Here is a 12,426-nt window from a genome sequence, read left to right as displayed (position 1 = left end):
AAATTAGCTTTTTACTTACGGCCTTCTAACAAAATCTTCTCTATCTCTTCAAAGTGATGAGCGCGAGCATGCTCTAACGGGGTAACACCATCATTGTCTGGAATATTTACATCTGCACCGTGCTCAATAAGAAGGCGAATGACTTGTTGCTGTGTTTCGTTTCCGTTACTTAGTACGATGGCTTCCATTAAAGCTGTCCATCCCAGGTTATTTACATGATTTACATCAATATTTGTTCGAGTGAGGAGTTCTTTTATAACGTCAATATAGCCATGTTCTGAGGCTGGGATAAGAGCTGTTCCGCCGTAACGATTTGTAATCGTAGGATCTGCACCAGCATCAATTGTTAGCTTTAAAATGTCTAAGTAACCTTCCGCACCGGCGTATAGAAAGGGATTGTTTTTCATGTCATCTTGGATATTTACGTCAGCACCAGCTTCGATAAGCGCTTTTGCGGTTTTTACATCATTTTTGTATGTAGCAATCATAAGCGGAGTGCGTCCTTGACTATCCGTCGCATTTATATTTGCGCCTTTTTTTAGTAAAGATATAACAGTATTCGTTTCATTTTTTTCAGTAGCTGCTAGTAGTGCAGTCTCCATGTTTGTCATCTCCTTTTTTACTTCTTGTTCTTGCGAGCATCCTTGTAAAAAAATTACGCAACATATCATACTGAATGTTTTTTTGAACATGGAATTTCAACCTCCTAATTTCAACTGTAAAATAGGAACATTAAATTTTTATAAACTGGCGCTAAAATTACTATAAAATCGCTTGAGTAATTGAACATATATTTTTATGCTTATAAATAATAAGGTTTGATAAAGTGAGGATTTAAGATATGTCTATTAAAACAAGGTTTTTATTTTCTTATATTGCTGTTATCCTCGTTTCTATTACGCTTATATTAGTCGCGGGATTTTTAATCGTTTTTTCGATAACAGGTGACTTGGAAGCAGTGAAAAATTTCTATAAAAGTTCTTACATTCAAAAGCCGCTTACACCAGAAGAAGAGAATGCCTATCTTGAGTTGAAGTCAGCAGCTAAACAGCATCAATCTCAATTGTTAGATGAGTCGTTTGTCTCAGCAATAGAAAAAGAGGGTGTGAAAATAGTAGTAAGAAAAGGAGAAACACTTTCATATGCTTCAAACGTATTTGAAAGTGTATCTTTAAAAGAAGCCCTTCCGAAATTTGAATCAGCAAATATTAATAGTCGTGGTACAACGGAACTAGGCGATACATTTTATCGATATGTAAAGTTTGATTTTTATTTTCCTCAGGAAGAAGAGGGAAGTATATTTGTATTAAAAAAGCAAAGTTCATTTGTAGATCTTACACAAAAATTATTTCCAATCTTATTTGTATCTCTCTTACTACTAGCCATTTTACTCATTGGATTATTAAGTTACCTCGTTTCAAGAAGTGTAATAAAACCAATTTTTGTATTGAAAGGCGCAACGGAGAAAATTAAAGAAGGAAATTTAGATTTTCAAATACCAGTTACATCACACGATGAAATAGGGCAATTAAATCAAGGATTTGAGGAAATGAGGAAGAGATTAAAAGAATCGATAGAGATGCAAACACAGTATGAAGAAAATAGAAAAGAGCTTATTTCAAACATCTCTCATGACTTAAAAACACCGATTACATCAATTATCGGATATGTAGAAGGAATAAAGGACGGGGTAGCAAATACGCCAGAAAAAATGGATAAGTATTTAACAACTATCCATACGAAAGCAAGACATATGGATACACTTATTGATGAATTATTTTTATTTTCAAAGCTCGATTTGAATCGAGTTCCCTTTCAGTTTGAAACGGTTGAATTGAATACGTTTATGCAAGAGTTAATCGAAGAGATGCAAATGGATTTAAGTAAAGAAGGTATAGAAGTTAACTTACAATTACATGCATCACCACTATATGTAACGGCTGATTGCGAAAAAATCAATAGAGTTATATCAAATTTAATTCATAATAGTGTGAAATACATGGATAAAGAAGAGAAGAAAATTACTGTAATAGTATCGAGTGATAATAATAAAGTTATTGTGAAAGTGATGGACAATGGATCAGGTATAGAATCTGATACGCTACCTTATATCTTTGAACGTTTTTATCGTGCAGAACAATCGCGGAATTCTAGCACAGGTGGAAGTGGACTTGGTTTAGCAATAGCGAAGCAAATTGTTGAAGAACATGGCGGGGAAATTTGGGCGGAAAGCGAGCTTGGTAAAGGCACAAGCATTTTCTTCTCATTGGAAAAAGTAGAGGAATGTGGTGAGTAAATTGAAAAGAATTTTATTAATAGAAGATGAAGTAAGTATTGCAGAATTACAGCGAGATTATTTAGAAATTAATGATTTCCAAGTTGATGTAGAGCATTCAGGAGAAATAGGTTTACAAACAGCCTTGCAAGAAGACTATGATTTAATTATTTTAGATATTATGCTTCCGAAAATGAACGGATTCGAAATTTGTAAACAAATACGTGCTGTAAAAGATATTCCGATTCTACTTGTTTCAGCAAAAAAAGAAGATATAGATAAAATTCGCGGACTCGGATTAGGAGCGGATGATTATATAACGAAGCCGTTTAGCCCGAGTGAATTAGTCGCAAGAGTAAAAGCACATATTTCTCGTTATGAAAGATTATTAGGAAATGTAAGTAAGCAACGCGATACGTTATATATTCACGGAATTTCTATCGATCAACGAGCGAGGAAAGTTTTTATAAACAATGAAGAAGTGGCATTTACAACGAAGGAATTTGATTTATTAACATTCTTTGTCACACATCCAAACCAAGTATTAAATAAAGAACAGTTATTTGAACGCATTTGGGGATTAGATTCCGCTGGTGATTTAGCCACTGTTGTCGTCCACATTAGAAAGCTACGTGAAAAAATTGAAAGAGATCCTGCTCACCCGCAATATATTGAAACAGTATGGGGAGCTGGTTATCGTTTTAACGTGTAATATACCTGCCGAGTAATTGGCAGGTTTTTTGTATGTTATTCGAATGGAAAGGAAGAAATAGGTAATTTGTGTTAAAATGTAAAGAGAAACAAAACAGAGGAGAGCATAGGGAGCGAGCTATATGTTGGGGGATATATTAAAAGATAATAAATCAAATAAGACTTTAAAGATTGGAACTAATATCGTACTTATCTTATTGATTATTGGTGCAATACAAATGTTTTATGATGAAGATTCTACGAATGATCATTTCGGTTGGTTCTTTTTTGCAATCTTTTGGGTAATTAAAAGCATTTCTAGCTCTAAGGTAAGTTTAAAAGATAGAGATAAAAAGTCGGTATTACTTGATGTGGGTTTAGTGGTTATTTCTTTTGTTTTTTTAGTTGTTTTTAGTGTGAAATATTTCTTTTGAAAAAAGCTCATAGTCGTATAGAGGCTATGAGCTTTTTATCAGTGTTTAGGTTTTCTTAATAATAATGGTACTAACGATTTATAAAATGTTTGAGTAGTAGAAGTAAACTGAGCAGCTTCTTCTAAAAAAGGATAATGGTTGCTATTTTCGAATGGAATGAAGATAGAATTACGTATTCCATCATGTATCTCGATAGAATACTGAATCGGGCACTGTACATCATGGCTTCCACATGTAATGAGGGTCTTTGTTTGGATGGAAGGTAAATTCTCTCTTAAATCAAATGAAGGATATTCATTGGCGAAAGCATTCATCCGGCTAACGGACATTGTTTTATTAATTGGTTTACAAAAATAAGAGTTGTAGTTTTCTGGTTTATACAATGATAATTTTGTTCTCTTAGTAGATAGTTCTTTCCGTTCTTCATCTGTAAGGTGAGGGTTTTTTAAGTTTTCGATGAGTTTTTGCATATAATGAAACTGTGGATGTGCTGGGTGATAAATGCAAAAGGGTGTTTCGGTGTAGTTACTTGCTGCGGTTCCGACCACGACTAATGATTGTAAGGAATGTGGATATGTAATTGCATATAAAAGTCCAAGCATACCACCTGTTGAATGGCCAGCGAAATGCCATGTTGGAAGTTGTAAAGCTTCTCGTATAGCTTCTAAATCGTGAATCGTTTCAATCATACTTAATTCTTTTTCTGAATTGGCTTTTAACGAGTTACCAGCGTCTCGTAAATTAATGAGAAATACACGATGCGTAGCAGTAAAAACATCCGCAAAGTAATCACCAGTTTCATTGAATTGTGAATAGTGATGTGTAATACAAAGCGGTTCGCCACTGCCTTTAGTAAAAAGCTCAAATGTGCCACGTTTCGTGTGGATCATTTGTTGTATCCACATAATATCACGACCTTTCCTCATAAAATCCATTAGTACATAAAAATATATCAGCGATTATTAGAATATATCGGCGCATTTCGAAATATATCAGCGATTATTAAAATATATCGACTTACCGACAGAAACCGACAATAAATAAAAGGAGGCTATTCAAAAACGAGCCTCCTTTTCGTTTAGTACAAAGATTTTGTCATATTATTCCGAATAATTTCAAGGGATTTCGCTACAGTTAATGCGTTTTTTTCTTCAATTTCTGGTTTACGGGGGATAGGTTTATACATGTTGTCTGGATCTTCCCATGTGAGGGGAAGTTCTGTTTCTGCTTGTCCTTTCCAAGCTTCAATCCATTCTGGAGGGAGATAACCTGAGATGTTTTGGATGTTGTTCATTTCGAGCCAAATGAGTGCCCAAGCTCTTGGAACGACGCGCCAGTGATCATAGCCACCGCCACCGACAGCGATCCAGCGACCGTCGCAATATTCATTTGCAATTTCACGAGCGAGCTTCGGTATTTCACGGTAAATATTCATTGTCGCACAAAGATGTGTAAGTGGGTCATAATAATGTGCGTCAGCACCATTTTGCGTTAAAATAATATCCGGTTTAAAGTACGCTGCAACTTCTTTTACAACAGTTCGATATGATTTTAAGAACGATTCATCTTCTGTAAAAGCATCGAGTGGAACGTTAAAAGAATAACTATAGCCATTACCTTGTCCGCGTTCATTTACAGCGCCAGTTCCAGGAAATAAATAGCGACCAGTTTCATGTAATGAAATTGTGCATACGTTAGGGTCATCATAAAACGACCACTGTACGCCATCACCGTGATGAGCATCTGTATCAATATATAAGACGCGTAAACCGTATTTCTTTTGAATATATTTCATTGCGATAGAACTGTCGTTATAAATACAAAAGCCAGATGCTTTGCCGCGAAAGCCGTGATGTAAGCCGCCGCCCAAATTAAGTGCGTGTTTTACTTTTCCGGAAAGAACAGCATCGACAGCTGTTAACGTACCACCAACGAGCAATGCGCTTGCTTCGTGCATATTTGGGAACATCGGTGTATCTTCTGTTCCGAGTCCATATGTCATCGCAATTGATTTTTCTAACTTTCCTTCTCCAGCACGTTTTACCGCATTTATGTACTCCTCTGTATGAACGTAGGCGATCTCTTCATCTGTAGCCATCCGTGGTGAGATGATTTGAGAGGGAGAGATGAAACCGCCCTTTTGTAATAAATCATACGTAAGTGTGACGCGCAGTTGGTTAAAAGGATGATCAGGGCTAAATGAATAGCCCCGAAAGTCATCCGAATAAATAAACGCGCTACTCATGCTTGCATCCCCATGATGTTTGGCCATAATACGCGGTAGCCTTCTGCTTCAAGTGCATCAATCACTTTTAGAGGATTCATCGTTTGAATGCGGAAAACGAGTACTTTATCATTCTCGTCTTTTGCTGGGTAGACGAGAACACTCACGATATTTATTTGTAAATCACTAAAAATAGCAACGACTTTTCCAAGAATACCAGGTTCGTTTTTTACTTGAATTTCAATTTGCGAACTTGGTTGATGTGCTCCTGTTAATTTTACTAACGTGTGTAATACTGTAGATTCAGAAATGATTCCAACTAACTTCCCGGCCTTTGTAACAGGAAGACAGCCAATTTTATTTTCAAAAAATAAAGTAGCAATTTCCTCAACGAAATCGAGAGGATGGCAAGTCATAACAGGATGTTTCATAATAAGTTCGAGAGGTTGCTGTAGCATATCGAGTGAAACTTGTTCATCTAGAATAGACGGACTTGCATCTCTTACATCCCGATCAGAAATAATGCCTACGACGTGATTATTTTGATCGACAATTGGAATGTGCCGAATGCCTTTCGTGCGTATCGTTCGGATTGCTGTTTCGATTGTATCGTTTGGATGTAATGTAACTACATTTTGATTCATAATTTCTTCTACAATCATTCCAGTTGCCCCCTTTATTAATACATAAAACGATTGTGAAAACGTAGACGATCAAAAGCTTGAATAGAATCCGTATCAACGCGTTTACCGATGCGGACCATTAAACAGTTGGCAGGATGTGAACAAATTTCAGGATCGTCTGTAGCCATCCATTGTAACCCGCCGGCATTCATCATCTTCTCCATTACTTTTCGGTATTCCCACACATTCAAACCTGTTTGTTTCAAATCCCAGTGCCAATAATATTCAGTCGTCAATATAATGTAATCTTCCATATAATCGTCCATCATAGAAACCTCTAGTAAGTTCTTTCCGACAGAACTCCCGCGGAAGGCTGGGACTACTTCAATTGCCCCAAGCTCAATTAAGTTTTCCATTTTTCCTTCTGACCATCGTTCAAGTGGATCAGGATACAAGTATGTAACATATCCAACAATTGTTTGGTCATGTCTAGCAATAATGAGACGAGCTTCTGGTAATTTAGAAATTTCGACAATTGCTTTATATTGTTGCTCGGCAGGACGAAACGCAATTAAGTCTGGATGAAACTCATACATTTCTAAGTTATGTGTAGAGACAGGACCTTCAATAATTAAAGTGCCTTTCGCTGTTTTTAAGTTTCTAGCATTATATATTTTTTTATGAATCAATGTATTGCTCACCACCTTGAGGGTTTGTGAATCTATTAATATCGTACTTTATAATATATGCGATGTGAATCGAAATTTGTCATTAAAAATTTGTCTAAAAATCAACAAATATACTGAAAATTTTAAATAATGTCATTATAATAGATAATAGAATACATAGGAGGGGGATGTAAAGTATGAAAGTAGAAACGCTTCCTGTCATTAAAGGAGAAAATAATTTGCCGAATTATGATGAGGCATACGCGAATTTTAACTGGGAAGAGGTTAATAAAAACTTTACTTGGAATGAAACAGGCCGAGTAAATATGGCGTATGAGGCAATTGATAAGCATGCGAAATCCGATCGAAAGAATAAAGTAGCTCTTTATTATCAAGATGGATCGCGAAAAGAGAAATATACATTTAAGGAAATGAAGGATTTTTCTAATAAAGCAGGAAACGTCCTTAAGAATTATGGCGATGTAGAAAAAGGCGATCGCGTTTTTATTTTTATGCCACGTTCTCCAGAGTTATATTTCGCACTTTTAGGTGCAGTGAAATTAGGAGCAATTGTTGGACCGCTATTTGAAGCATTTATGGAAGGCGCAGTTCGCGATCGCTTAGAAGATAGCGAAGCAAAGGTGTTAATTACAACGCCTGAATTATTAGAGCGCGTACCATTAAATGATTTACCGGCTTTAAAAACAGTTTTCCTTGTTGGAGATAATGTAGAAGAAGGCGGTAAAACGGTAGCGTTCAATCCGTTATTTGAACAAGCTTCAAAAGAATTACATATTGAATGGTTAGGCCGTGAAGACGGTTTGATTCTACATTACACGTCTGGTTCTACTGGTAAGCCAAAAGGTGTGCTTCATGCGCAAAACGCAATGGTTCAGCACTATCAAACGGCGAAGTGGGTATTAGATTTAAAAGAAGACGATGTATATTGGTGTACTGCTGACCCGGGCTGGGTAACTGGAACAGCTTACGGTATTTTCGCACCGTGGTTAGTTGGAGCGTCAAATGTTATTTTAGGTGGACGCTTTAGTCCAGAAGCTTGGTATGAAGCACTGCAAGATTACGGTGTGACGGTTTGGTACAGCGCACCAACAGCATTCCGTATGTTAATGGGAGCTGGACAAGACGCAATTAAAAAATATGACTTATCACAAGTTCGTCACGTATTAAGCGTTGGTGAGCCGTTAAATCCAGAAGTAATTCGCTGGGGTATGAATGCATTTGGACTTCGTATTCATGATACGTGGTGGATGACAGAAACAGGTGGACAAGTAATTTGTAACTACCCTTGTATGGAAATCCGTCCAGGTTCAATGGGTAAACCAATTCCAGGTGTGAAAGCAGCGATTGTTGATAATGAAGGAAATGAAGTGCCTCCTTACACAATGGGTAACTTAGCAATTGCGAAAGGTTGGCCATCTATGATGCGCGGGATCTGGAATAACCAGCAAAAATATGAATCTTATTTCATGCCGGGAGATTGGTACGTATCAGGTGACTCTGCCTATATGGATGAAGATGGATACTTCTGGTTCCAAGGACGTATCGACGATGTAATTATGACGTCAGGTGAGCGCGTTGGTCCGTTTGAAGTAGAAAGTAAATTAATCGAGCATGCTGCTGTTGCAGAAGCTGGTGTAATTGGTATTCCTGATCCGGTGCGCGGCGAAATTATTAAAGCATTTATCGCACTTCGAGCAGGATACGAACCATCTGATGAATTAAAAGAAGAAATTCGTCAATTTGTAAAGAAAGGCCTAGCAGCTCATGCAGCGCCACGACAAATTGAATTTAGAGATAAATTACCGAAAACGAGAAGTGGTAAAATTATGCGCCGCGTATTAAAAGCGTGGGAGCTGAATTTACCAACAGGTGACTTATCAACGATGGAAGATTAAGAGGGAAAGGTCTGAACGAAAAATGTTCAGGCCTTTCTTTTTTATGATATCATGAACTTGTATATATAAGTTGAAGGGGATAGTATGATGAAAACAGAAAAGGAAAAGATGATACTAGGAGAAATGTACATACCGGCTGATCCAGTTTTAGTACAAGAAAGAGAGCAAGCACGTATATTAACGAGAAAATTAAATGATACGCCAGAAGAGCAATTAAAAGAGCGTAGCGAAATCGTAAAAGAATTATTCGGAACGACAGGAGATAATATTCATCTTGAATCTTCTTTTAGGTGTGATTACGGCTATAACATTCATGTCGGTGAAAATTTTTACGCGAACTTTGACTGTACGATTTTAGACGTATGCCCGGTAACAATCGGAGTGAACTGTATGTTAGCTCCAGGTGTTCACATTTATACAGCAACACATCCGCTTGATCCAGTAGAGCGCATAAGCGGATCAGAATACGGAAAACCAGTTACAATTGGCGATAACGTATGGATTGGCGGAAGAGCAATTATTAATCCAGGTGTAACAATTGGAGACAATGCGGTAATCGCATCTGGTGCTGTCGTAACGAAAGATGTGCCTAATAATGTAGTAGTTGGCGGGAATCCTGCAAAGATTATAAAAAAACTAAAATAATATTTGAACGAAGTGCCTTCCTCGTCTGTATACATTTATGAAAGAATAGATGAGGGAGGCTTTTATATGTCTAATAAATTACTTCTTACTTTTGCTGTAATTGGAATTATAGTTGTATTTTCTTGTGGTCTTTTCTTACCGATACCAATTGGATATAGAGTATCAATGCTTACAGCTGGAGTTATAATGGGTGTTATGTTTTCAATCATTATTCCATTTGATAGAAAACATATAGTACGGAAAAATGGATATAAAATTGATTTTACAAAAACAAAAGTGTATTTTCGCTGGAATGTATTTGACACTATTTCTATCTGCCTTGCGTTGTATGCATGCATATGTGTGCAAGCGTTAAATACTTTAGTTACAATGGGATTTACGATTCAAAACCCATATGTGCAATTTTTTACAAATCAATCACAATTGTGGATTTTTATTGCGATTGCATATTTAATTTCCCGTATTTCATTAACGTTAAAAGGAATAAAGGAGATCAAAAATCATGGCGCAGATTGGGATTGAGGAGGAGCTCATGCTTGCGTATCAAAGTGGAGATAAACAAGCGGGAGAAAGACTATATGTTTTAATCAAACCAGCGCTATACACATTTTTATATCGATTTAACCGAGATGAACAATTAAGTATCGATCTTGTGCAAGATACGTTTTTGACGCTAGAGCGTAAGAAACATATGTATGAACTTGAAAAAGGTAAAATAAAAACGTATTTATTTCAAATTGGTTATCGTCTTATGATTAATAAATTAAATAGGAGAAAAAAGTGGCGTACGCTTTTGCCATTTTTAGTGCCGATTCCGGAAAAAGAATTTTCTCACGAAGATCGGCTCACAGTAAGAGAAGCAATTTTGAAAGTTCCAGAAGAGCAAAGAGCGGTCCTAATCCTTTCTTATTATCATGACATGCAGCAAAAAGAAATTGCAGAGATATTAAACATTCCGATTGGAACGGTGAAATCGAGACTTCATAACGGGATAAAGAAATTGAAACAATTGCTGGAGGTGGACGAAATTGAGCGAAAATCCCTTTAAGAGTGAATATAAGTTAAAGCAACATTTAGATAGTGATCATGTAGAAATACCAGACTTTCCAAAAACGGTAAGTCGATTCGATCGATTAATCGGGTTTCTTGGTTCCCCAGCGAAAGATCCTGTGGAGGCGACCATTGGGAATGATTTATCGATTGTGTTTCATGTATCGTTATTAGTTGGGGTTCCAATTCTTTCTCTTATTACGATACTCTTTATGGTGTTGTAAAGGATTGACAAGAAGGGAAACCTGACCTCTATTTGACATGCCTATATAAATGATGGTATAAAGAAAAGTATATGAATAATTGAGCGTGGAAAGGGAGAAGTAGTGATCATTTCCCTGTTTTAGAGAGCTGATGGCCGGTGAAAATCAGCACATAGATGATCGCGAATTACGCCCCTAGAGCATCTTTTTTCGATTGAATTTTATTCAAAAGGGAAAAGACGGTGCTAAGCCGTTATGTAAATAAGGTGGTAGGCTTTTTTGCCTGCAACTAGGGTGGTAACGCGATAATCAAAATCGTCCCTTATTTGAAGGGGCGATTTTTTTATGTTTTCAACCTTCACGCCAGTAATGAACTTAAAGGAGAGTATGTAGGATATGGGTATTTTACAAGATCTTGAATTTCGCGGTCTAATTAATCAGCAAACAGATGCTGAGGGCCTTGAGCAATTATTAGAAAAAGAAAGCGTTAAATTATACTGTGGTTTCGACCCGACAGCGGATAGCTTACACATTGGTCATATGTTACCAGTATTAATGTTACGTCGTTTCCAATTAGCTGGTCACCAACCAATCGCACTTGTTGGTGGTGGTACTGGTATGATCGGTGACCCGAGTGGTAAAAAAGCAGAACGTACATTAAATACGAAAGATACAGTTGCTTACTACACAGAAAGCATTAAAAACCAACTTTCAAACTTCTTAGAGTTTGAAAACGTGGACAACCCAGCAACGATGGCTAACAACTACGACTGGCTTGGTAGCTTAGATGTAATTTCATTCTTACGCGATATCGGTAAAAACTTCGGTTTAAACTATATGTTAGCAAAAGATACAGTAGCATCTCGTTTAGAAACTGGTATTTCATTCACTGAGTTTAGTTACATGATTTTACAATCATACGACTTCTTAAACTTATATCAGCAACATAATTGCCGTCTACAAATCGGTGGTAGTGACCAATGGGGTAACATTACAGCTGGTCTTGAATTAATCCGTAAATCAGAAGAAGATGCGAAAGCATTCGGTTTAACAATTCCACTAGTTACTAAATCTGACGGTACGAAGTTTGGTAAAACCGAAGGCGGCGCAATTTGGTTAGACCCAGAGAAAACAACTCCTTACGAGTTCTACCAATTCTGGATTAACACAGATGACCGCGACGTTGTTAAATACTTAAAATACTTCACATTCTTATCTCATGAAGAAATTCTTGAGCTTGAAAAGCAAGTAGCTGAAGCGCCAGAAAAACGTGCAGCACAAAAAGCATTAGGTTCTGAAATGACAAAACTTGTTCACGGCGAAGAAGCATTAGAGCAAGCGATTAAAATTTCAGCTGCATTATTCAGCGGTTCTGTAGCAGAACTGACTGCAAGCGAAATCGAGCAAGGATTCAAAGACGTACCATCTGTAGAACGTACTGCAGAAGATACAGTATTAATCGACTTACTTGTAGAAAGCAAAATCTCTCCATCAAAACGTCAAGCACGTGAAGATGTAACGAACGGCGCAATCTACGTGAACGGTGAGCGTACACAAGCATTAGACTACGTTGTAACAGAAAACGACCGCATCGAAGGTAAATTCACAATCATTCGCCGCGGTAAGAAGAAATATTTCTTAATTCGTTACTAATCAGAAACGAATATAAAACAAATAGTACCCCGAATTGTAGGCTGA

At 37.0% G+C, this 12,426-nt stretch carries 14 protein-coding genes and 1 other annotated feature; of the genes, 9 read left to right on the top strand and 5 right to left on the bottom strand.

The features are described from left to right. Nucleotides 1–11 precede the first annotated feature (11 nt). A complete protein-coding gene (locus GBN91_RS04450) occupies nucleotides 12–692 on the bottom strand; it encodes an ankyrin repeat domain-containing protein (protein ID WP_000475114.1) in 681 nt (226 codons plus the stop codon). A gap of 149 nt (nucleotides 693–841) precedes the next feature. On the opposite strand from GBN91_RS04450, the gene GBN91_RS04445 reads away from it, so the two are divergent. From GBN91_RS04445 to GBN91_RS04435, 3 genes are all read left to right on the top strand, one after another. Next, on the top strand, nucleotides 842–2,296 hold the full coding sequence (locus GBN91_RS04445) for a sensor histidine kinase (protein ID WP_000023874.1): 1,455 nt from the start codon (nucleotides 842–844) through the stop codon (nucleotides 2,294–2,296). Nucleotide 2,297: 1 nt separating this feature from the next. Further along, the gene (locus tag GBN91_RS04440) at nucleotides 2,298–2,987 is read left to right on the top strand and encodes a response regulator transcription factor (protein WP_002024886.1); all 690 of its coding nucleotides are present in this window, start codon (nucleotides 2,298–2,300) and stop codon (nucleotides 2,985–2,987) included. A 121-nt stretch (nucleotides 2,988–3,108) separates the two neighbouring features. After that, nucleotides 3,109–3,399, top strand: a complete 291-nt coding sequence (locus tag GBN91_RS04435) for a hypothetical protein (RefSeq protein WP_000900161.1) — start codon at nucleotides 3,109–3,111, stop codon at nucleotides 3,397–3,399. Nucleotides 3,400–3,437: 38 nt separating this feature from the next. On the opposite strand, the gene GBN91_RS04430 is transcribed toward GBN91_RS04435, so the two are convergent. The 4 genes from GBN91_RS04430 to acuA form a co-directional block, all read right to left on the bottom strand. Next, nucleotides 3,438–4,325, bottom strand: a complete 888-nt coding sequence (locus GBN91_RS04430) for an alpha/beta fold hydrolase (RefSeq protein ID WP_140159298.1) — start codon at nucleotides 4,323–4,325, stop codon at nucleotides 3,438–3,440. A 152-nt stretch (nucleotides 4,326–4,477) separates the two neighbouring features. After that, the gene (gene acuC / locus GBN91_RS04425) at nucleotides 4,478–5,644 is read right to left on the bottom strand and encodes an acetoin utilization protein AcuC (RefSeq protein WP_000092826.1); all 1,167 of its coding nucleotides are present in this window, start codon (nucleotides 5,642–5,644) and stop codon (nucleotides 4,478–4,480) included. Then, nucleotides 5,641–6,285 carry an acetoin utilization AcuB family protein gene (locus GBN91_RS04420; RefSeq protein ID WP_000634583.1) on the bottom strand — a complete coding sequence of 215 codons (645 nt, stop codon included), beginning with the start codon at nucleotides 6,283–6,285 and terminating at the stop codon, nucleotides 5,641–5,643. The genes acuC and GBN91_RS04420 overlap by 4 nt, the downstream gene beginning before the upstream one ends. A 17-nt stretch (nucleotides 6,286–6,302) precedes the next feature. Further along, entirely contained in the window at nucleotides 6,303–6,935 is a 633-nt protein-coding gene (gene acuA, locus GBN91_RS04415; RefSeq protein ID WP_000581388.1) for an acetoin utilization protein acetyltransferase AcuA, read from the bottom strand. A gap of 176 nt (nucleotides 6,936–7,111) precedes the next feature. Here acuA and acsA point away from each other — a divergent pair, with 176 nt between their 5' ends. The 6 genes from acsA to tyrS all read left to right on the top strand — a co-directional run bounded on the left by acsA (nucleotide 7,112) and on the right by tyrS (nucleotide 12,381). Beyond that, a complete protein-coding gene (gene acsA / locus GBN91_RS04410) occupies nucleotides 7,112–8,830 on the top strand; it encodes an acetate--CoA ligase (protein ID WP_000862049.1) in 1,719 nt (572 codons plus the stop codon). Between the two features lie 84 nt (nucleotides 8,831–8,914). Continuing rightward, complete coding sequence (locus tag GBN91_RS04405) at nucleotides 8,915–9,475, top strand: maltose acetyltransferase domain-containing protein (RefSeq protein WP_002026426.1); 561 nt, start codon at nucleotides 8,915–8,917, stop codon at nucleotides 9,473–9,475. A 66-nt stretch (nucleotides 9,476–9,541) separates the two neighbouring features. Then, nucleotides 9,542–9,997 carry a hypothetical protein gene (locus GBN91_RS04400; RefSeq protein WP_000066457.1) on the top strand — a complete coding sequence of 152 codons (456 nt, stop codon included), beginning with the start codon at nucleotides 9,542–9,544 and terminating at the stop codon, nucleotides 9,995–9,997. Continuing rightward, nucleotides 9,978–10,523 carry an RNA polymerase sigma factor gene (locus GBN91_RS04395; RefSeq protein ID WP_000057201.1) on the top strand — a complete coding sequence of 182 codons (546 nt, stop codon included), beginning with the start codon at nucleotides 9,978–9,980 and terminating at the stop codon, nucleotides 10,521–10,523. The genes GBN91_RS04400 and GBN91_RS04395 overlap by 20 nt, the downstream gene beginning before the upstream one ends. Continuing rightward, nucleotides 10,504–10,749 carry a hypothetical protein gene (locus GBN91_RS04390; protein WP_001293778.1) on the top strand — a complete coding sequence of 82 codons (246 nt, stop codon included), beginning with the start codon at nucleotides 10,504–10,506 and terminating at the stop codon, nucleotides 10,747–10,749. Before GBN91_RS04395 ends, GBN91_RS04390 begins: the two co-directional genes overlap by 20 nt. A gap of 77 nt (nucleotides 10,750–10,826) precedes the next feature. After that, nucleotides 10,827–11,054 (top strand) — a binding site (T-box leader). Nucleotides 11,055–11,124: 70 nt separating this feature from the next. Then, nucleotides 11,125–12,381, top strand: a complete 1,257-nt coding sequence (gene tyrS / locus GBN91_RS04385) for a tyrosine--tRNA ligase (protein ID WP_000512092.1) — start codon at nucleotides 11,125–11,127, stop codon at nucleotides 12,379–12,381. The last annotated feature ends 45 nt before the right edge of the window (nucleotides 12,382–12,426 follow it).

Source organism: Bacillus sp. B1-WWTP-T-0.5-Post-4 (assembly GCF_009183795.1).
Taxonomy (GTDB): Bacteria; Bacillota; Bacilli; order Bacillales; family Bacillaceae_G; genus Bacillus_A; species Bacillus_A cereus.
The sequence above is the reverse complement of the archived record's forward strand: the minus strand, read 5'-3'. Positions and strand labels throughout refer to the sequence as shown.